The sequence below is a fragment of the Sporosarcina sp. Y1004 genome, assembly GCF_057669665.1.
Window position 1 is genome coordinate 67,540 of the sequence record NZ_JBYHFQ010000014.1, and the last position, 20,950, is coordinate 88,489.

Genomic DNA, 20,950 nt, shown 5'->3' on the forward strand with positions numbered 1-20,950 from the left:
TAAATTTATTGCCACGAATTCAAGATTCTGCATTTAATGAGCCAAAAAAATGTCGACCCACTTTTAGGTCGACGTCGTTAATATATTATACTTACCCTTCACCATTGTAATTGACAATCATTTTCATTGCCAATTAAGAGCACATTCAAACAACTATCCAAAATAATATTTACTTTAAAAGTATACGCATTCGTCTCTACTCCTCATTGTACAACCACGTACTGTAAGAAGAGGGAGAAGAGAACTGCATATTAACAATTGCCTACGTCTCCTTTCACTCAATAAGCATGAAAGGAGGGTGGACATGTCACTATTTTTTGAAGATGAAATACAAAAAGTGAAGAGAAAAATAGATCGCGTTGGGTTGGATAAATTAATGTCGCAGGATCCTCGTGATAAACAAAGAAACGTAGACAAATATCGCCGGAATTCACGCTCTCAAAGCTCTTCTAGCAAGGATACCAGAAACCGCAGGAATTCCAGGGGCAATAACTAGGAATTAGCTGGCTCCCTATCAGACTCCGATTTCGTGTAAATCCTTTTACTCTCTCCACGCATAAGTATTTTTTAAGTGTACGCATTTGTCTCCTCCCCCCTTGGTACAACTGCGTACGTTAAGGTAAGAGAAGGATTTTGCAGTAAGCCATAATCGATTAAACCTCCTTTCTCTACTACCCAGAAAGGAGGTTTACTCATGTCACATTTTCATGAAGAGGATGACAACTCTATGTATCAACAGGCGTATCGCGACAGAAAGCGCAAGTTGAATAACCGACGCCCTGCCTGCGGTCGACAACGTCTGGACAACACTCGCACGGATTCAGAACAGAACCGTTCAGGGCGAAATCGCTGTAGATCATGTAATGAGCGAAGCGATGACAGAAGCAAGTACTGAAAGAGTCTTGATACATGGAATGAATTAGATTTCCTGCTAATAGCACTTCAGCGCTTTATGGTCTATTTAAGAAGGCGTATTATCAAACTTCTACAAGAAAGAAAGCGACGACATTTCGTTCAAAATCGAACGCAATGTCGTCGCTTTAATTTAGGTAAATATACGTTTTTAAGTGGCTTCCATGTAACCTTGAGAAGGCTCCATCATTTACAGTCTAACTTGGTCTTTCAGTGATCGTCTTAGTATTTTACCGGTTGTGTTTTTCGGCAGTTCATCTAAAAATTCAATTTGTTTCGGTATTTTATACTTCGCTAGTCGGGCCGCGCAGAATGCAATTAGCGATGCTTCGTCAGGTTTGACGCCTTCTTTCAATACAACAAACGCATGAACCGCTTCGCCGAAATCTGGATCTGGCAAGCCTATCACTGCCGCCTCTACGATATCACGGTGAGTGAATAATACTTCTTCGACTTCACGTGGATAGACGTTGTATCCGCCTACGATAACGAGGTCTTTCTTACGGTCAACGATGTAGAAGTAGCCATTGGCATCACGTTTAGCCATATCGCCTGTATATAACCAGCCGTCGCGAATAGCAGACTCCGTTTCTTCGGGCATTTTATAATAGCCTTTCATCACGTTTGGTCCGCGCACAATTAGTTCGCCGACTTCTCCATCCGCGACTTCATTGCCTAGCTCATCGACGACTTTGTTTTCAACGTTGACGATATTTGTCCCAATTGATCCTGGAATACGCTCACGGTCATGCGGGTTAAAACATGTTACGGGTGATGCTTCAGATAATCCGTATCCTTCTGAAATCCTCACATTGAATTTCTCTTCAAAATTGTGAAGCAATGCAACCGGCAACGCGGAACCACCGGAAATTGTCGTCCGTACGGTCTCGAAATCGGACGGATTGCCTTCCGGATACTGATAAAGGAAGTTGTACATTGTCGGTACAGCTGCAAAGATTGTAGCTTTTTGTTCCTTCACGATATTGAAGATTTCCGCTGGATTGAAGCGCGGAACTAGCAAAATTGTAGCACCCTTCACAAGTGGCGCGTTGACGACAACTGTCAGTGCAAACACGTGGAATACCGGAAGCGTAGCGACAACGCGATCGTTTTCCGAGAAATCTAGGTAATCCGCAACGTCGCGTGCGTTCGAGTATAAGTTTCCATGTGTCAGCATCGCGCCTTTCGGGTGACCTGTTGTACCTGATGTATATAGGATGATAGCGGTTTCATTTTCATCGACAGAAACGGGCTCAAGGTTTGGTGTCCCTGTTGCAATGAGCTGTGAGAATGAACGAACTTTAGAATTCACCGCTTCCGGCAATAATGCAATTTTCGCTGGTGTCTCCGGAACCGTTTCACAGATTACATAATGCTCAACACTCGGGAATGCACCGGCCGCCTGCTCAACAAGTGGAAGCAAAAGGTCAAGCGCGATAACCGCTTTGGCGTCACTATTGTGTAAGATATAAGAAATTTCGTCTGGCGTGTAAATCGGATTGATGGGAATCGCCGTAGCACCGATTCGCATTGTTGCGTAGAGCGAAATTAGGAAATGTGGTGTATTGCCTAGAAGAAATGCAACATGATCCCCTTTTTCGATGCCAAGTCCTTGAAGCGCAGATGCGAACATGGACACGGATTGATCGAATTCTGCATATGAAGTATCTTTCCCCATGAAGTGATAAGCCGCTTTTTCAGGCTGTGTCATTGCAGTTTCGCGCACACGTGTAACTAAATTCATACCTTCATCCCCTTTTAATTAAATGAATGACCATTCATTCCCCTGTCATAATCATTATATAAGAAAAGTTCAGACAAATCAATCCTTGAAAAGCGGAAGCGCCTGTTCAGGGGCGACAGGCATAAGACGGATTGGCGACGCGGTGCCTTCCCGCACAGCCAATCTGGCTTATGACCATAGCCCCTAGGCGCTGCAGCTAGACACTCGAAAAGCTCCAGCAGCCGGTTAGATGCGACAGGCATAAGACGTGCTGGCGGAGCTAGACAAAATAATTTATCAAAAAATAAAAAACTCAATTTCATCCCTGTGCTTTTATATGTGCCAAGTAGCGCCAGCGAATTAAATAGAAATAGGTCAGTTGCATTAGTGTGAAGCCTACCAGAACGAGAACCAATTCTTTTACAATGGAAATTTCGGCAAGCGCATCCCAGATCACCTGTAGGGTTAGAAAAGCGAACGAACTATGGACCAACGCGACACCCCATGGGAAGAAAAACTGTGGGATTAATTGTCGGTTGACGATTTTCTTAATTTCGCGATCTGTGATTCCCATGCGCCGCAGCACGTCGAATTGTTTACGATCACGTTCAAGTGAAGTATACAGCCTGAAATAAATGAAGCTTCCGGCGGCCAGGAAGAAAACGGCTGCAAGCAATAATCCGATGAACAGCAGCAGTGAAAATGTCGTGCGAATCCCCGAATAGTTCAAGCCAGGATTTTCAAATGAATACAACAAGTCCGAATCCCCCAACAGGAATGATTCCGTAACTTTCGCATTAATTGATAACCCAATTTCCTTTGTATTTTGCCAATCAGGGACGTTAAAAGCGTAGTAAGAAAATGGCTCTAACCCCTTCATATATCCACTATCCGACACATATTCATAATCGGTGTCATTCAATATGATGGCATTCGTTGCAATGGAATAAGAGGAAAACAATTGATGTGGATATGCACCGGTAATCCTGACATCTACATTACTATTCTTCAGTAGGGTCTCTACTTTACGGTCTTTCAGCTGATCATAAGATGAAACGGAGGGTGGAAGGAAAACAGCCTCTCCTTCATCCAACTCAATCGCGGGATAACCGAACGAAGCGGCAAGCATATTGACATTGGACAACTTCATTATCGCAACGGTATTCTCCGTGAACGTCGACAACTGATGGATAACTTGGAAACGGATAAGCGAATAGTCGATTTGGTTCGTATTCAATTCGTCGACAAGTTGTTCAATATGCTTACTCTCAAGGTCGTTCCCTTGCTGACTCTTATACACAAGCCCCAGTGGATGCATTTCCCGGTACTGGGAAGCAAACGAAGTGAGCGATGCAAGTGCACCGACCGACATGAACGCTATCGTGGAGACCATTGTTACGATGAAAAACATGCGCGCATTTTCACGCAGCCGAACGACACCTTCTGAAATGGACAATAGCCAGTAATGATGCCAATATAGTTTTTTTCGATTGCGAAGCTTATGTAGCAATAATGGCAAAGAATCCGTAAAAAAGTAGAACGTTCCAATTGTCGCGAGTGGCGGCAGGAAAAAAATCAATCCGATTATGACAGAATTCGCTGTTGAGGCAGCCATTGCATATGATATCGCTAGAAACAGTAACCCCAAATAGCCACGGGTTTTCGAATAACCATAAACGTTTTTATTTCCCGAAATTGGAACTTCCTGTATTAGATCTGCAATTTCTCCAGCCCGGATGAAAACAGGTGCAACGTACGAAATGATAACAAATAGACTTAAGAAAGCACCAATCGTCAGTGCAAATGGTTCCCATGAAAAGTAAAGAGGCAAAGCTGGCAAGAGAACGATTTCTCGTATAATCATAAAGAAAAATTTCGAAAACATATACCCAAGAATGGTTCCTGCCACAATGGAAGCAACACCAATGATCATCGTTTCAGTGAAAATCAGACGGTGCAATTGCCGCTTTGCCATGCCTAAATGGAGCAGTATGCCGAACTCCTTTGACCTCGCTTGTAAAAATGCCCGCATCGAATAAAACAAGAAAAATACTGTAAAAATATACAATACAATTTCAGCGATACTCATCCCCATGATAGCGATTTCCTGCACAAATCGGTCCTCTATGGATGGATGAAACAACAGCATTGAGTACAAGAAAAAGACCATAACGGAAAATACACTTGCCATGAAAAATGCAGCGTAAATGCGTCTATTCCGAACGACATTACGGTAAGCGAACTGACGAAAGGTCATGGACATTCCCTCCGAGAAGAGACAAGACGTTCAAGATTCGTTGGAAAAATGTTTGACGTCTTTCATCTTTATAGATTTCATTGAAAAATTCGCCGTCTTTGATGAATAGCACTCGATCACAAAAACTGGCGGCAATCGGATCATGCGTTACCATAATAACTGTCGTCTGTTCCATTTTATTGATATGACTCAATAATTCGAGCACATCTTTCGCAGACTTCGAATCTAAATTCCCCGTAGGCTCATCTGCCAGAATGATCTTCGGCTTATGAATAAGCGCTCGGCCAATTGCCGTTCGCTGTGCCTGTCCTCCCGACAACTCATCAGGTCTGCGATTCAAGATGTCTTTCAAACCGAGCGATTCCGCAACTCCTGCGATGCGTCTTTCCATTTCTGAAACAGGTAAACCATCGAGCGTTAGCGGTAACACAAGGTTTTCTTCCACCGTCAACGTTTGGAGCAGATTGATATCCTGGAAGACAAACCCCAGATTGCGCCTTCTGAATAAAGCCAAGTCGTTTTGCTTTAAAGCCTCCGGTTCGATTCCATTGATTATCAGACTTCCGTATGTCGGCAACGTAATTGTAGAAATTAAGTTCAACAACGTCGTTTTCCCACTTCCAGAAGGACCCATCACTGCAACGAATTCCCCTTCTTCCACTTCAAAATCGAGACGGTTCAATGCCCGGTGCATTACTTTTCCTTCATAAATTTTCGTCACTTCCGCCATTTCCACGATTGCCTTCCGCTTCATCCGTCTCCCCCGCCTCTCCATTTTCAAATAACACCGTCACTGTTGTTCCGATTCCTTTCTCCGATTCGATGGACAGCGGATGACCAAGTCGATTGCAAACTTCCAACGCAATATAAAGCCCCATGCCCGTCGATTCACCCGTCAGCCGTCCGTTTTCACCTGTGAAGAAAGCTTTCGTCACGCGGTTCAAGTCTGAAGATGGGATTCCGATTCCTTCATCCCGAATTGTCAATTTCAGCCCATGGCCCGTACATGCTGCGGTAAAATGAACTTTCTTACCTTCATCAAATGTATATTTCACCGCATTGGTAATGAACTGGCCAATTACGATTTTCATCCACTTCACATCTGTGGCAACCAGAAATTGATCATCTATTGAAATAACCGGAAATACACCGTTCGCAATGAACAACCGCTTATGTTCCGTTACGATTTCCTGCACTATTTTTTTCAAACCAACCCGTTCAATTTGCATATCTTGCTCAAATGTTTCAAGTCGTGCATTCACAAGAACTGAATCGAGTCCGCGCCGAATTTTCTCAACTTCTTCAGCAATGCTGTTTCGGTCTAGGTTATCCTTCTCCTCTAGTAGGAGACCCATGACCGATATCGGTGTTTTCATCTGATGCACCCATTGGTTCATAAAATGAAGTTGCCGATGTTGTGCCGCATATAGTTGTTGTACTTCGTTTTGATACAACTTGTACAATTCACGCGTGAATTCGGTTGTTTGCCTGTTTTCGGGTGCATGCGCATGACGGATTAGTGCGTCTTCCATTTTTGTCGGTTTCCGGGTGATTGCATCGTAAAAGGAACGTCTCATAATGAACTTGCTCAACAAATAACCGCCGGTCAATAACATACTCATGCTGATTGAATAGACTGCCGTGTTGAAATTGCGGAAGCCGTCAAGCCAATAAAGCAGCATAATGAACAGCATCAGAATCCCTTGAAAAATAAGGAACGATACATGTTCTTTCAGGAATAATTTCAGTTTCTTCATGATTCTTCAGGATCCAACAAGAAGCGATAGCCTGCCCCACGTACCGTTTCGATGGAGGATTTAACACCATAATCCGCCAGTTTTTTCCGTACCCGCGTCATATTGACATTCAATGTGTTTTCATCGACAAAAGACTGGTCGTCCCATAATTCTTCGAGTAAATTTTCCCGTGACACTACTTTAGGAGAGGCATCTATCAGCATCTCGAGAATGACGCACTCTTTTTTTTGTAGCGGAACGACATTTTCTCGAACATGCAATTCCATCCGTTCAATATAAACTGTCAGCAATCCCGCTTTCACGGTACGCTCAGATTGATTCGGTGCATATTCGCCAAACGTTCTGCGCAGATGACTCCGTATTTTGGCAAGGACAATTTCATAATGGAAAGGTTTCGTGATGAAATCATCCCCGCCATTTTCCAATGCAAATACCTGATCCATGTCACCAGATCGCGCGGAAATGAATAGTATAGGACACGTAGTTTGTTGGCGAAGTTGGCGACACCAATAATAGCCGTCATAGGATGGCAGATTAATGTCAAGTAGAATAAGATGCGGCTCAAACGCTAGACTCTCTTCGGTGACTCGGTCGAAATCTTCGACAATTGCTACTTCGTATTGGTATTTCCTTAATGTATCTGCTAGTAGTTGCGAAATTTTCTTATCGTCTTCCACGATGAATATACGGTGTTTTTCCATCGACCCATCCCCTTTCATTGTTCCCTATATTATAGCGCAAAAATAGCTATGGTGGTTGGAAGGCTAATGGGAATTGGATATTTTTCGGTGGTTGGGGGTGTGGTTCGGGCGGTCGCACGCGCGGATTGAGCGGTCACGGACACGAGTCGGGCGGTCACCGGCGCAGGTCGGGCAGCCGCACGCGAGAGATCTGGTTATCAAGAATTTATCCCACAAAAAAAGCCTGACTGTGTGTCAGGCTTGTGAATGCATCAATAAATTAATTGAAGAAATTCTTCTTTCGTTATGCCCCCGAGGTATGTGGGAATGTCAATCGGCGCAAGTGCTTCGCTGATCGCTTGTCTTTCATACTGGACGCCTTTTAAGCTTTCTTCGATGACCTTCACTTCTCCGACACCGAAAAAGTCGCCGAAAATGTGGATGTCTTCCATGATACCTTTCTTCACTTGGATACGGACATCGATGCCGCCTACCGGGAAACGGTGTGAATGCTGCATGTTGAACTTCGGTGATTTACCGTAGTTCCAATCCCAGTTCGCATAGCGTTCCTCAGAAAGTTTTCGAATGTTGTCCCAATCCTCGTCCGTTAGCTCCAAATACTGGATTTTTTCTTCGCCGCCGAAAATCGATTTTAGGATTTCCAGTCGGAACTGTTCAATCGTCATAGGTTCCTCGAGGAATTCAGAAATATTTGCGACACGGCTGCGAATTGATTTGATGCCTTTTGATTCGATTTTATCTTTTCGTACCTTCAGCGCTGAAACAACCCGCTCAATTTCTGTATCAAACATCAACGTTCCATGGCTGAACATACGGCCATTCGTTGAAAACTGTGCGTTACCGGAAACTTTACGTCCCTCCACAAGAATGTCATTGCGTCCGAGAAGTTCGGCTTTGACACCCATTTCTGCTAGTGCTTGAACGATTGGTTCTGTAACTTTCTTAAAGTTGCGGAATGATTCCCCGTCGTCTTTTGTGAGGAAGCTATAATTCAAGTTGCCTAAATCATGGTAAACTGCGCCCCCGCCTGACAGACGGCGAACAACATGAATCCCATTTGCCTCCACGTATTCCGTGTCAATCTCTTCAACCGTATTCTGGTTTTTACCGACGATGATGGACGGCTCGTTGATATAGAACAGCAAAAATGAATCTTTTTCAATATCCATATTCTTAAGCACATACTCTTCTATTGCCAAGTTGATATGTGGATCTGTAATCCCTTTATTATCAATGAAATGCATAGTTATCGCTCCCTATAAATAGCTTCCTATCTATTTTATCATTTTCACGCCGAGATGACCTCATCTAGAACTTTTCAGAATTAAAAAAAAAAGCCTTGACATTCTAACCACTGTTATAATACACTACTAATAACAGATTTAGTTCTAGTACAAATTTGGAAGGGAGAATGAAAATATGATTCAGAATGTAATCGAGTTTTTCAAAAATCTACCTGCTAAAGTTTGTACGACATGCGGGAATGAAATTGAAGAACAACACGAGTGCTACAGTAACAAATGCGACAATTGCAATATACTGTAACTTTTTTTTGCAACGCCTGTACTATCACACTTCAATTAATTAATTTCAAACTAATACAGTTAGAAATGGAGGAAATTAGCTATGATTGAAAATGTTATCGAGTTTTTCAAGAACCTACCTGCTAAAGTTTGTACATCTTGCGGAAATGAAATCGAAGAGCAGCACGAATGCTACGGCAACAAATGTGATTCTTGTAATATCCTTTAATTTTTTTATACAACCTGTACTATTACAAATACAAAAAATAAATTAGTACTAATACAATAGAGGGAGGAGAGAATCAATATGCTTGAAAATGTCATCGAATTTTTTAAAAACCTACCTGCTAAAGTTTGTACATCTTGCGGAAATGAAATCGAAGAGCAGCACGAATGCTACGGCAACAAATGTGATTCTTGTAATATCCTTTAATTTTTTTATACAACCTGTACTATTACAAATATAAAAAATAAATTAGTACTAATACAATAGAGGGAGGAGAGAATCAATATGCTTGAAAATGTCATCGAATTTTTTAAAAACTTGCCTGCTAAGATTTGTACAACATGCGGAAATGAAATCGAAGAGCAACATGAATGCTACGGTAACNGAGAGAATCAATATGCTTGAAAATGTCATCGAATTTTTTAAAAACTTGCCTGCTAAGATTTGTACAACATGCGGAAATGAAATCGAAGAGCAACATGAATGCTACGGTAACAAATGTAATGATTGTAATATCCTTTAAAACGTGAAAACAGCCGTGGAGCTCAACCTCTATTGCTGTTTTTTTATTTTTCGAGTATGTCAGGACGATCTGTGTGAATTCCATTTGCACCGATTGCTTTCATTTTCAATGCGGTTTCAGCATCAATGATGGTGTATGCGTAAACGGCCAGTCCTTCGTCATGCATTTCTTTAATGAATGGCGCGCTTAACGCTTCATAAGTAATGCCTATCCCTGAAGCGTAGGGCAGCAGTTTTTCCACTTCTTTTTTCGATAACTTTGCTTCTTCATCTTCATCAAACGAAATGAGTTGTAGGAGAGGAATGTCCTGATTTAGTTCATAAATTTGCTTTAATCCTTTTTCACTAAATGACTGAATCGCCACTTTCGTGCGCCCGTCTTCCCTAACCCCGACCATGTCATATTCTTTCAAGACATCGATTAGCTTTTGTTCAATTCCGGGATAGTCTTTCGGGTCTTTCAATTCAATAATGAAACCCATGTTTTCCCCGAATTGCCCAAACACTTCGCCGAGTGTTGGTACAGCGTATTCATCGGATGGACCATCTACAGCCCGCATCTTCTTATCATCGCGTCGGAAGTTCGCAGACAGCTCTTTTAGCTCTGCAAGCGTCAATTCAGCAACCTCACCGCTACCTTCTGTCGTTCCGGTAACGTCTGCGTCATGCATAACAGCTAGCTGGCCGTCTTGTGTCAGATGAATATCAAGTTCAATATAGTCTGCATCCAGGTCCTCCGCCAACTCATAAGATGCCAGTGTATTTTCCGCTACATAAGCCGAGGCCCCGCGATGCGCGATAATGAGGAAATCCCCATTTGACGTCAGACCCACTTCTGCTTTCCCTTTTCCACAACCACCCAACAACAGCACAGTAAGTATTAATCCTACTCCCCATGTACGTTTCTTCATTCTCTTTCCTACTTTCACTCGTTTTCTATGTACCTATTCCTATACCCTTTTTCCACAAAAAAAAGTCCACCCGAGGGCAGACTTTTTTTATGTAAACAAATCTTCGAGTACTTCTTTCATTGCAGCTTTTCCTTGATCAATACAGTCAGGCAGTCCAACGCCATCATAAGATGCGCCGGCTAGTTTGACTTGCGGGAATGTCGACTTTAGTTCAGCACGCGCTTTCGCAATTCGCTCTTTATGGCCAACCCGGTATTGCGGCCGGTCTTCTTTCCAGCGCGTAATAACGGTAAAGTCTGGTTTCCCTTTTATATTCATGATTTTACCGAGATCGGAAAGAACAATTTTTTCAATTTCAGCATCAGGCAAGTCAACAATCGCTTCATCGCCTACTCTGCCTACAAATGCACGGATCAATACTTTACCTTTAGGCGTTGTGGTCGGCCATTTCCGATGCGTCCATGTGCATGCTGTAATTGAATAATCGCTACTTCTAGAGACGAGGAAGCCCGTTCCTTCTTTGTCTTGAACGACAAGTTCTTCCGGAAAGGCCAAGGCAATTGTTGCAACGGATGTTGTCGGAATTTCTCTCAAATCCTGCAGCAAACCGTGAGGAGCGAATAAGCGGCCTGCCATTTCGTGTCCAGTTGTAAGGATAACTGCGTCCGCCTCGATTTTTCTGCCGTCATTCAGTGCAAGAGTCGTTCTTTCTCCGACCGTTTTCGGCTCTACAATTGCATCAATCCTGACGCCTTTCATGACGGTTCCTGGATTTAGCTGCTTCTCAATTGCTTCGACCACTGATTCAAGACCATTGCGAAATGTATGGAAGACGCCCTCTTTTTTCGCGCCGTGTCCATCTTTCTGCGGAACTTGTTTCGGGGTTGTCTTTTTCATCCCAAGAATGAGGCTCCTGTGTTTCTTTTCTACCGCGTAGAATTGTGGAAATGTCGATTCCAAACTCATATGATCGATATCGCCTGCGTAAACGCCTGACAACAACGGTTCAATGAGGTTTTCGACAACTTCTCCACCAAAACGCCTGCGGAAAAACGCGCCGAGTGACTGATCCCCTTGAATGCTGGAACGCGGGAGCACAAAGTCTCCGGCTGCACGCAGTTTTCCAGCCCAAGAAAACAAACCCGTTTTCATGAATGGACCGAGTTCCGTTGGGACGCCCATGACAGACCCCCCCGGAATCGGATGCAATTCACCGCCTACGAGTACGTAAGCTTGTCCTGTCGCATTTTTTACAAGTTCCCCTTCAATTCCGAGATCTTCTGCAAGGATACCCATGCTCTTTTTTCGAATTAAGAATGAATCGGGACCACGCTCGATGATAAAACCGTTACGCCGGACTGTCCGAATTTTTCCACCCAGCCGATTGGATGCTTCGACTAAGATGACATCTAGAGGGAGTCCTTTTTCTCGCGCTTCTTTCTGCATATAAAATGCCGCGGAGAGACCAGTAATTCCTCCACCGACAATGACGACTTTCTTGTTTTGTTCGCTCATGTCCATCATCACTTTCTTTCATTCGTATTAGACCATTTCCATTTTTTCGAATACCGCGTCCACCATTGCATCAATGAATAGTGGGTCAATATTTGGCATTTCCGGACGGTGATAAGAAGCTCCGATGTCATCACAAACAACTTTACACTCGTAATCGTTGTCAAACAGCACTTCTAGATGATCGGAAACAAAGCCTACCGGTGTATAGACAAATGTTGTATAGCCTTTTTCGTTATGCAAGTCGCGCGTCAAATCTTGAACATCAGGACCGAGCCATGGTTCAGGCGTTTGCCCTGCACTTTGCCAACCCAGTTCATAATTTTTTACGCCTGCAGCTGATGCGATCAAGTCTGCAGTCTCTTTCAATTGTTCTGGATACGGATCCCCGCTTGCGATGATTTTTTCAGGCAACGAATGCGCTGAAACAATCAAACAAGCTGAAGCTCTCTCTTCGTCGCTCATACTTTCAAATGTACCACGTACTTTATCGGTCCAGAATTCAATGAATTTCGGCTGTGTGTACCAGCTTTCCACTGACGTAATAGCGATTCCATGTTTGTCTGCCTCTTCTTTCGCACGTCCGTTATACGACTTGACGGAAAACGTCGAGAAGTGTGGCGCAAGTACGATTGAGACAGCTTCTGTAATGCCATCTTGATGCATTTTCTCTACTGCTTCTTCAATGAATGGTGTAATATGTTTTAATCCGATATAAACCTTGAATTCGATGTCGTTTTGCACTTCATTCAGACGATTGCAAAGTGCGTTTGCTTGGTCTTCTGTAATTTTGGCGAGTGGTGAAATTCCTCCAATTGCCTCGTAACGGTTTCGAAGGTCCTCCAATTGCTCAGGTGCGGGCGGGCGACCACGACGAATATGTGTGTAATACGATTCAATATCTTCTTCTTTGTTCGGTGTTCCGTACGCCATTACTAATAATCCCATTTTTTTCTTTGTCATTATGTTCACCTCATCGTTCGGATTAGTACGTTATTTACGTAGCTGTGTACTGTATTCATGAACAAATTCTGTCAGTCTTTTCAATGTTGCAGGTTTCACATCTGGGAAAACACCATGTCCTAGATTAAATATGTGATTACCGTGTTCTACACCTTGCTCGATGATTACTTTTGCACGTTCTTCTATAATTGACCAGTCCGCCAACAGCAATGATGGGTCAAGATTACCTTGCACTGGTTTTGTCAGACCCCGTTCTCCTGCTTCTTTAATGGACAGGCGCCAGTCAAGACCAACAACATCTACAGGCAGATCGTGCCATTCGTTCGCTAAGTGACTTGCGCCAACTCCGAACGTGATTAGTGGAACATTCAATTTACGCAATTCCGTGAAAATCCGTGTCATAACGGGCTTAATGAAAATCCGGTAATCGGAAACGTTCAATGCGCCCACCCACGAATCAAAGATTTGGATTGCTTTCGCACCTGCATTTACTTGTGCAGTAATATAGGTAATCGTCATATCCGCAAGTTTGTCCATTAGCGCGAACCATGCTTCTGGCTCTGAAACCATGAATGATTTTGTCAAGTTATAGCTTTTCGAAGGACCGCCTTCAATCATATAACTCGCAAGCGTAAATGGCGCACCTGCAAAACCGATAAGCGGAACATTCAATTGCTCCTTCGTCAATATTTTAATCGTTTCAAGAACGAAAGGAATGTCGTCCTCCGGTGATAAATCGCCAAGATTATGGACATCTTGTACGGTACGAATCGGATTTGAAATAACTGGACCAACACCTGCTTTGATTTTCACGTCAATACCAATCCCTGGCAGTGGCGTTACGATATCTTTGTAAAGGATTGCTCCGTCGACATTGTACTGATCGACTGGAAGCTTGGTAACGTATGCACATAGTTCCGGTTGCTGTGTAATTTCTTCTAGGGAATATTTTTCTTTAATTTTCATATATTCAGGTTGTGAACGTCCCGCTTGCCTCATGTACCAAGCCGGTGTGTGGTCAATCTTTTCGCCTCTTGCAGCACGTAAAAGTGTATCGTTGAATTTAGTCATTTGGCTTCATCCCACTTTCTTTTATGAATCATTTATTTGTTTCATATAGGTCTCAATATAGATGTTTTCCCTTGTAAAGTATAGTGTTTAGCCCCTTTTGTCATCAATTTGTGCGTCATTTCATGTTTTTTCGCCATCATTTCGTCATTGTTTGTTTTATGTACGGAATTAGGGGAAAATAGAGGTATAGGAACTACTTTGAGGAGGTTTTTAATAATGAATATCTTTATGACATCCGGCACACCGGAATTCATGGAAGACTTAAAAGAAAAACACGCGGATAAAGGATTGATTGCCATGCATGGGCAAGGCAACTCTTTGTTGTTGCATGAAACGACAGGAAAAACAATATTTCAAACACCACGCCGTTACGAAGTGATTGGTTCTTCCGGTACACTTCAAGAAAAAGGCTATTTCGTATTCAACAATATTCCGGTCACAGATGAAGGGCGCCCCATTTTCGAACTTCGATTTAAAGACCGTGCAGGTAAAATCGAATCGGAACTTGGATTCATCGCTTTTCGTTTACTTCGTCCACTTGATTCTGATACATACATTGTCATGACGGAATGGACGGATAATACTTATTATGCAAGATGGAAAAACTCATCTTCGTTCGCACAAGCTCATTCGAAAGATCGTGCAGAAGCGGGCTCTGATAAAACACTTCATATTTTCTCGAGCGCCCCTTACATTACGGAGTATGCCACAAAAAAATAATTTCTTACACGCGACCTCATTCCGGTCGCGTTTTTTGTACGCCCTTTATAGTTTCATATGGAATGTTTGCTATAATGGAGACAGTAACATTCAAACTAGTGTAATTTTGGGAGGGGTAGTCCATTGAAAGAACAACTGTTAGAAAAACTTGATTGTGCTTATGAAGATATGGTCGCTATACGTCGCTACCTTCACATGAATCCCGAGTTGTCCTTTAAGGAAGAGAAAACCGCGCAATATATAGCTGATTTTTATGCTAATCTTGGGGTCGAAGTGCGTAAAAGTGTAGGCGGCAATGGCGTTGTTGCACGTGTCAAAGGGGCAAGACCCGGAAAGACAGTTGCACTACGTGCCGACTTTGATGCACTTCCGATTCAGGATGAAAAGGATGTACCCTACAAATCAACGGTCCCCGGCGTCATGCATGCTTGCGGTCACGATGGACATACCGCTACATTGCTTCAGCTTGCGAAAGCGATACATGAACTACGAGAAGACCTTGCTGGTGAATATGTCTTCATCCACCAACACGCGGAAGAATTTGCTCCAGGTGGTGCAATTTCGATGATTGAAGACGGTTGCCTTGATGGAGTTGACGTTATTTTCGGAACACATTTGTGGTCGTTGACACCTTTCGGCACAGTCGAATATTTAACGGGTCCTGTTATGGCGGCAGCTGATCGTTTTGACATTACGATTCAAGGAGCCGGTGGGCATGGTGCAGCTCCCCATCAAACGATAGATGCCATCGTCATTGGCGCGCAGCTTGTCATGAATTTACAACAACTGGTCTCCCGTCGCGTCAATCCGGTTGAATCGGCTGTACTCTCCATAGGCTCATTCGTTTCGCAAAATGCATTTAATGTCATTGCAGACTCCGCAAAACTGGGTGGGACGGTACGAACATTCAATCCAGATATTCGTGACTTGATGGAACTCGAGATGAAACGTGTCGTCGATGGAACTGCACTTGCAAACAACTGTACCATCGATTTCGAATTCGTAAGAGGCTATCCGGCCGTGGTAAATCATGCTACCGAAACGGAATTTTTGAAAACTGTAGCTGAATCTATTTCGGGCTTGGAAGTGGTTGAATCTACGCCGCAAATGGGCGGCGAAGATTTTGCTTATTACCTAGAAAAAGTACCAGGTACATTTTTCTTCACGGGTGCTAAACCTGAGATTCCATTTCCGCATCACCATCCAAAATTCGACATCGATGAAAATGCGATGCTTGTTGCGGCGAAGACACTTGGTGCCGCCGCTGTTGAATATCAAAATTCGTAATAGGAAGAATTTCTAACCATTAGTAATATTTCATGATTTGATAATTAGTGAGCCTTCCTTCGAATTTTATGAGGAAGGCTCACTGTTTTTATATGAGCGCTTAAAAAGTTTCAATGCATAGGGGATGAACCTGAAATCCTGCTAATACCGCTTTGGTGCTTTGTGGATGCCTCCCGCGATAAGCCGGAAAGAATGGCGTTATTCCGTTCAACATCATACGGAATAACGCTTTCTTTTTTCACTTTTCTCCTTTTGTCCCAATAACGTCTGTTTCCCCAAGAGAAACCGTCATTATCTCCAAGAGAAACAGCCTGTTTCTCTCTTCCAATAGAACAGTATGCACAATTGCGTTTGGAATTCCTGGATTTATAATCTACTTATAATACAAATATGAATTATGAGGAGTGCATTAATTTGAAAAATAAGAAACGTAGTGCGCAATACATTATTTCCTTTGACACATTCATGTTACGTCCGATGATTCAAGACAATAAAATTTTTACCCATGTTAATGAGCGCAACGGTGATTTAAGCGTTCCCAGACGCCCTATCCATATCGTCAGGAATTCCTGTGACTATTATGGCAATTCTCTTCACAACTCGACTAATTCAGCAAAAATGGTACTTGGTAAACGCCATAAAACGCCGATTATCCTGGCTCATGATTTTGGAATACCATACATTTTCCTGCCTACTATGTCACCATCTTCCGAACAGAATGTCTGGATTTCCTATAATGCGATTGAAAAAATAGAAGAAGACAATTTGGGTTCTATAATTACACTAGAAAATAGCCGATCCTTCAAGTTAAATGTTTCCCCTACAACATTGTATCGTCAATATGCGTTCGCCACTCTTTTAGAGAAGAACTTTTTGAAAAACCAGAGACAACTGAACAGGCCTTCTACTTTCAACTTTTTTGACGATGATGACAACGATGATGATGATTCAGCTCTCTGACATCGCAATGTATTTGGCCAATAGTTCTTCAGTTCGATTACGCAGGCGGACATTCAAATAGCGTCTATGATCTTCATAACCTCCGTGCATGAATACATACTCGGTGAATGTGCTATCCGTTTTGTTACGTATCACCTTCATATTGCGCCGCCGCAAGTAGATTGTCGTTTCCTTTAGTTCTGCACGTGCAATTTTCGTCGCCTCGTCGACGAGTTTAACGTAAGGTCCTTTCAATTTGAAAGGACCTTTTTCGAATGATTCCCGATCTCTCTCCAAGATAATTAGAAGCATCGGTAAGTAAATCATATTCTCAAAATAAGGTAATGCCTCCGGGGGTATTAAAGGCACTACAATCACTCCTTCCGCCCAATTAAGAACAAATGTTCGAATAACTATTGTATGCCCATACCCTCGGAAAATCAACCTACAAATCATTGGAAATCTTAAGCATATTTGGAGACACAGGGAATGCCGAAGTTTATCGATAATTCAACACTTCATAATTTCTTTACCCGCAAAGAATACCGAACGGCGAATCAAGTCTAAATACCATACACTCTGGTTAACCGACAAAAAAACTTCCAGCCATAATCGCTGAAAGTCTTGCATATCTTACACTTATTTTTTCTCTATATCACCGATATAATGAACCGAAGCCACTTTCCAATCCCCATCACTTTTTTTAAGGACGGTTACTTGTCTACCACTCGGACTTGTTTCAAGACCCGTCTCTAATTGCTTGAAAGATGTCTTTAGGTTTGAAAATACCTGGGCTTCCTCTTCTGAATACTTCACAATCGTTACATTCGAAACTTCACGACTTAATTCATACTCACTAAAAAGATCTTTCGTTATAGAACGTTCCTCTTCAAGGTCATAATCCTTCGCTGACAATGTATCTAAATAGCCATCGATATCTTGTTTGTTTAGCGTTTCCAAATTTAGGTTGTATACGTCAAGAATCTGTTCTTTTTCGTCTGCTGGGACGCCAGAAGCTTCTTCTACAGTGTCTCCTGTCAAGCTAAATCCCACTTTGCTTTCATCCACTCCATGATCAATTGTGCCATATTCATTCGTTGCTTCGCCGTCATCGACGGAACCATTCTCAACAGGCTCTTCCTTGTCACCACTACAAGCTCCTAGCAGTAAAATGAAAGACAGACTAAAAAGCACGACTACTTTTTTCATTTTTTCCCTCCTGAACAGGTAAAAGGGCTCCTCCAAAAGCAGAAAGCCCTTTTCCTTTTATTCAATACATCAAATTACTTTACTTCAACCCAACCATTTTTAATCGCTGTTACGACCGCTTGAGTGCGATCATTTACTGCCATTTTTTGTAGAATACTAGACACGTGGTTTTTGACGGTCTTCTCGGAGATGAAAAGCGTCTCCCCGATTGTCCGGTTACTTTGTCCATCCGTCAACAGTTGTAATACTTCACACTCACGTTTAGTAAGTAAATGGAACGGGCGACGGATATCATTTTGCTGGAAGGATCCCTTATGCTCACGTTCGCTCAATCTTCGATATTCTGTAACAAGGTTATGCGTCACTTTTGGATGAAGGTACGAACCACCTAGCGCAACGACTTTAATCGCTTGGATGATTGCATCCGCATCCATCTCTTTTAACATATAACCGAGTGCACCTGTTTTAAGTGCATGTGATACATATGATTCATCGTCGTGAATTGACAACATAATTACTTTCGCTTTGGGATATTCTTTGATGAGGTTTTCAGTTGCATCGACACCATTCATATGAGGCATGTTAATGTCCATAAGAACCACGTCCGGTTCGCACTGTTGATAAAGCTCATTCACTTCGCTACCATCGCCGCCCTCAGCCACAACTTCAAAAGAATCTTCAAAATCAAGGATTCTCTTTACCCCTTCACGGAATAGTTGGTGATCATCTACAATTAATATTTTCGTCATAGTCATTTCCTCCCCTAACATCTAGTCGTCGATTATTTCACTCTGGAGTGGAATCTGGATATAAATTATCGTACCATTTCCAGGCGTTGAGGTGATTGTTATATCCCCTTTTAACAAATCAATTCGTTCACGCATTCCTATTAAACCGAATGACTTATCTCTTACTTCATTTTGATTGAATCCTTGTCCATCATCTTTTATGATAATATTCATTATATCGCGATGCCATTCAGTTTTCACCCAAACGTCCTTCGCCTTTGCATGTTTTAAGGCATTTGAAACGGATTCTTGCACTAGCCGAAAGACTGATACTTCAAAATCCGTTTTAAAACGTTGCTCTTTTCCACTATTTTGAAAGTGAATGGTGGTCCCCTTTTCATACTCTCCTATTGTCGACAAGTACTTTTTCAATGTTGGAATTAAGCCCAAATCGTCAAGTGCCATAGGACGCAAATTATAAATGATACGGCGAACTTCATAAAGTGCATTTCTTACCATCTCTTTAAGATCTTTAAGTTCATTAAATGCAGGTACAGGGCCTTGTTCTTCATATACCTTCTCAATCAACCCGGAACGGATTAACACATTTGCTAGCATTTGTGCCGGTCCATCGTGGATATCACGGGAAAGCCTTTTCCGCTCCTCTTCCTGTGCCTGGATAATTCTGATGCCAAACCCCTGTTTGTGTCTGGCCGTTTCCAGCGCTACGCCTACGTTTTTTAAATCAGATGTCAAATAATTAATTACGGTTGCGACTTGATTGACAAGATGATCGGCTCTTTCAATGGTGTCAAGTAGCGCAAGAAGACGTCGATCCAAATCGTCCCGACGAGCACGCAGCTGTTTCTCCTCCATCCGGTTGACCGATAGCCGAACGAGTAAATCATTCGCAACTTCGTAAGATTCCTTCACCTGCTCTTCTGAAAACTTCATGAAGTCCTTCGACACATCAGCAAGACGCCGGCGTGAATGGCGAGTCATACCTTCCAAATAATCACCTTCAGTTATTACCCGGGAAATATCACTCTTGACCGCTGCGAGCTCACTTTGCATATCTTCAAAGCTTTGACGGCTTTGTTCACTTATAATGAAGATATCATTCTTTGAGTGATCCATTGCACGCACCATATTATCAAAAATAGCTTCGAGCGTTTTGATATCGATTATATTCTCCTTCAAAAAGTTCCCTCCCGCTTTCAGCTTAGAAAATTACATATATACTAAAGTGGAGTGTTGTAGAATTAATATTTCCCAAACATCTCTCACTTATTATAGCATCATAAGACCCAGTGAATATTAAGATTGTATTACAAGTGATGGAGGTGCCGCAAATGCGAGCAGATTATTACACAGTTAAAAACTACGGAGAGAGTGAATTATTGATTCAAAAGTCAAAGTTTATTACCTATGTGAAACGTGTGGAAACAGAGGATGAGGCCTTAGACTTCATTCAAGAAATTAAACGTACACATCATAATGCCTCCCATAATTGTTCAGCGTATTTGATTGGTGAACACAATAATGTACAAAAGGCGAATGACGACGGCGAACCGTCTGGAACAGCGGGAGTACCCATTCTTGAAGTGTTGAAAAAGCAAGGTCTTCAAGATACCGTTATTGTCGTGACACGCTATTTCGGGGGTATCAAGTTAGGTGGAGGTGGATTGATACGCGCTTATGGCCGCGCAACAACAGAAGGCATTACAGCAACAGGTACGGTCGAAAGGAAACTCCATTCTGTCATGAAAGTTACAATCGATTATACCTGGCTAGGAAAAGTTGAGCATGAAGTAAGGCAATCGACATATCCCTTAAATGAAGTTTCTTACGATGAATCTGTGAATCTCTTCATACACGTTCCAGCTATGGAAACGGAGACATTCACTTTCTGGATGACTGAATTGACGAACGGACAGGCAGAAATCGTGTCGACCTCTAGCGTTTTTGTAGAATTCGACATTTGATATA

At 42.5% G+C, this 20,950-nt stretch carries 23 protein-coding genes; 9 read left to right on the top strand and 14 right to left on the bottom strand.

The genetic code is table 11. The annotated features are described in order from the left end of the window. Positions 1–1,102: 1,102 nt before the first annotated feature. The 6 genes from AC25Y6_RS11220 to lplA form a co-directional block, all read right to left on the bottom strand. Positions 1,103–2,656, bottom strand: coding sequence for a fatty acid--CoA ligase family protein (locus AC25Y6_RS11220; RefSeq protein ID WP_488143084.1), 1,554 nt, complete (start codon positions 2,654–2,656; stop codon positions 1,103–1,105). Positions 2,657–2,954: 298 nt separating this feature from the next. Beyond that, positions 2,955–4,892 carry an FtsX-like permease family protein gene (locus AC25Y6_RS11225; RefSeq protein ID WP_488143085.1) on the bottom strand — a complete coding sequence of 646 codons (1,938 nt, stop codon included), beginning with the start codon at positions 4,890–4,892 and terminating at the stop codon, positions 2,955–2,957. Beyond that, on the bottom strand, positions 4,864–5,646 hold the full coding sequence (locus AC25Y6_RS11230; RefSeq protein WP_488143086.1) for an ABC transporter ATP-binding protein: 783 nt from the start codon (positions 5,644–5,646) through the stop codon (positions 4,864–4,866). Before AC25Y6_RS11230 ends, AC25Y6_RS11225 begins: the two co-directional genes overlap by 29 nt. Continuing rightward, positions 5,597–6,649, bottom strand: coding sequence for a sensor histidine kinase (locus AC25Y6_RS11235; protein WP_488143087.1), 1,053 nt, complete (start codon positions 6,647–6,649; stop codon positions 5,597–5,599). Before AC25Y6_RS11235 ends, AC25Y6_RS11230 begins: the two co-directional genes overlap by 50 nt. Beyond that, entirely contained in the window at positions 6,646–7,350 is a 705-nt protein-coding gene (locus tag AC25Y6_RS11240; RefSeq protein ID WP_482102057.1) for a winged helix-turn-helix domain-containing protein, read from the bottom strand. Before AC25Y6_RS11240 ends, AC25Y6_RS11235 begins: the two co-directional genes overlap by 4 nt. A gap of 251 nt (positions 7,351–7,601) precedes the next feature. Beyond that, positions 7,602–8,594 (bottom strand): lipoate--protein ligase, encoded by a 993-nt coding sequence (lplA, locus tag AC25Y6_RS11245; protein ID WP_488140722.1) that lies wholly within the window; start codon positions 8,592–8,594, stop codon positions 7,602–7,604. Positions 8,595–8,769: 175 nt separating this feature from the next. Between lplA and yhfH (AC25Y6_RS11250) the strand changes: the two genes are divergently transcribed. The 5 genes from yhfH (AC25Y6_RS11250) (at position 8,770) to yhfH (AC25Y6_RS11270) (ending at position 9,622) form a co-directional block, all read left to right on the top strand. Then, positions 8,770–8,895: a protein YhfH gene (yhfH, locus tag AC25Y6_RS11250; protein ID WP_482102059.1), complete on the top strand. Its 126-nt coding sequence runs from the start codon at positions 8,770–8,772 to the stop codon at positions 8,893–8,895. An 81-nt stretch (positions 8,896–8,976) separates the two neighbouring features. After that, on the top strand, positions 8,977–9,102 hold the full coding sequence (yhfH, locus tag AC25Y6_RS11255; RefSeq protein ID WP_482102060.1) for a protein YhfH: 126 nt from the start codon (positions 8,977–8,979) through the stop codon (positions 9,100–9,102). 78 nt (positions 9,103–9,180) lie between these two features. Next, a complete protein-coding gene (gene yhfH / locus AC25Y6_RS11260) occupies positions 9,181–9,306 on the top strand; it encodes a protein YhfH (RefSeq protein ID WP_482102061.1) in 126 nt (41 codons plus the stop codon). 78 nt (positions 9,307–9,384) lie between these two features. Then, positions 9,385–9,504: a protein YhfH gene (gene yhfH / locus AC25Y6_RS11265; RefSeq protein ID WP_488143088.1), complete on the top strand. Its 120-nt coding sequence runs from the start codon at positions 9,385–9,387 to the stop codon at positions 9,502–9,504. Further along, a complete protein-coding gene (gene yhfH / locus AC25Y6_RS11270) occupies positions 9,497–9,622 on the top strand; it encodes a protein YhfH (protein ID WP_482102191.1) in 126 nt (41 codons plus the stop codon). Before yhfH (AC25Y6_RS11265) ends, yhfH (AC25Y6_RS11270) begins: the two co-directional genes overlap by 8 nt. Before the next feature lie 43 nt (positions 9,623–9,665). Here the strand turns inward: yhfH (AC25Y6_RS11270) and AC25Y6_RS11275 are convergent, their stop codons facing one another. From AC25Y6_RS11275 to hemE, 4 genes are all read right to left on the bottom strand, one after another. Then, on the bottom strand, positions 9,666–10,532 hold the full coding sequence (locus AC25Y6_RS11275; RefSeq protein WP_482102062.1) for a glycerophosphodiester phosphodiesterase: 867 nt from the start codon (positions 10,530–10,532) through the stop codon (positions 9,666–9,668). 87 nt (positions 10,533–10,619) lie between these two features. Then, positions 10,620–12,047, bottom strand: coding sequence for a protoporphyrinogen oxidase (gene hemY / locus AC25Y6_RS11280; RefSeq protein ID WP_488143089.1), 1,428 nt, complete (start codon positions 12,045–12,047; stop codon positions 10,620–10,622). A 27-nt stretch (positions 12,048–12,074) separates the two neighbouring features. Then, entirely contained in the window at positions 12,075–13,007 is a 933-nt protein-coding gene (hemH, locus tag AC25Y6_RS11285) for a ferrochelatase (RefSeq protein WP_488143090.1), read from the bottom strand. A 30-nt stretch (positions 13,008–13,037) separates the two neighbouring features. After that, the gene (hemE, locus tag AC25Y6_RS11290; RefSeq protein WP_488143091.1) at positions 13,038–14,078 is read right to left on the bottom strand and encodes a uroporphyrinogen decarboxylase; all 1,041 of its coding nucleotides are present in this window, start codon (positions 14,076–14,078) and stop codon (positions 13,038–13,040) included. 216 nt (positions 14,079–14,294) lie between these two features. On the opposite strand from hemE, the gene AC25Y6_RS11295 reads away from it, so the two are divergent. From AC25Y6_RS11295 to AC25Y6_RS11305, 3 genes are all read left to right on the top strand, one after another. Then, positions 14,295–14,798 (top strand): antibiotic biosynthesis monooxygenase family protein, encoded by a 504-nt coding sequence (locus AC25Y6_RS11295; protein ID WP_488143092.1) that lies wholly within the window; start codon positions 14,295–14,297, stop codon positions 14,796–14,798. A gap of 123 nt (positions 14,799–14,921) precedes the next feature. Beyond that, a complete protein-coding gene (locus AC25Y6_RS11300; protein WP_488143093.1) occupies positions 14,922–16,085 on the top strand; it encodes a M20 family metallopeptidase in 1,164 nt (387 codons plus the stop codon). Positions 16,086–16,499: 414 nt separating this feature from the next. Next, a complete protein-coding gene (locus tag AC25Y6_RS11305) occupies positions 16,500–17,045 on the top strand; it encodes a competence protein ComK (RefSeq protein WP_482103688.1) in 546 nt (181 codons plus the stop codon). On the opposite strand, the gene AC25Y6_RS11310 is transcribed toward AC25Y6_RS11305, so the two are convergent. The 4 genes from AC25Y6_RS11310 to AC25Y6_RS11325 form a co-directional block, all read right to left on the bottom strand. After that, positions 17,034–17,393 (bottom strand): YhjD family protein, encoded by a 360-nt coding sequence (locus AC25Y6_RS11310; RefSeq protein WP_482102069.1) that lies wholly within the window; start codon positions 17,391–17,393, stop codon positions 17,034–17,036. The two genes, AC25Y6_RS11305 and AC25Y6_RS11310, sit on opposite strands and share 12 nt — an antisense overlap. Positions 17,394–17,663: 270 nt before the next feature. Beyond that, a complete protein-coding gene (locus tag AC25Y6_RS11315) occupies positions 17,664–18,233 on the bottom strand; it encodes a DUF3225 domain-containing protein (RefSeq protein ID WP_482103686.1) in 570 nt (189 codons plus the stop codon). Between the two features lie 74 nt (positions 18,234–18,307). After that, positions 18,308–18,982, bottom strand: a complete 675-nt coding sequence (locus AC25Y6_RS11320) for a response regulator (protein ID WP_482102072.1) — start codon at positions 18,980–18,982, stop codon at positions 18,308–18,310. A gap of 21 nt (positions 18,983–19,003) precedes the next feature. Next, entirely contained in the window at positions 19,004–20,161 is a 1,158-nt protein-coding gene (locus AC25Y6_RS11325) for a sensor histidine kinase (RefSeq protein WP_488143094.1), read from the bottom strand. A 152-nt stretch (positions 20,162–20,313) separates the two neighbouring features. On the opposite strand from AC25Y6_RS11325, the gene AC25Y6_RS11330 reads away from it, so the two are divergent. Continuing rightward, entirely contained in the window at positions 20,314–20,946 is a 633-nt protein-coding gene (locus AC25Y6_RS11330) for a YigZ family protein (RefSeq protein ID WP_488143095.1), read from the top strand. Positions 20,947–20,950 lie beyond the last annotated feature (4 nt).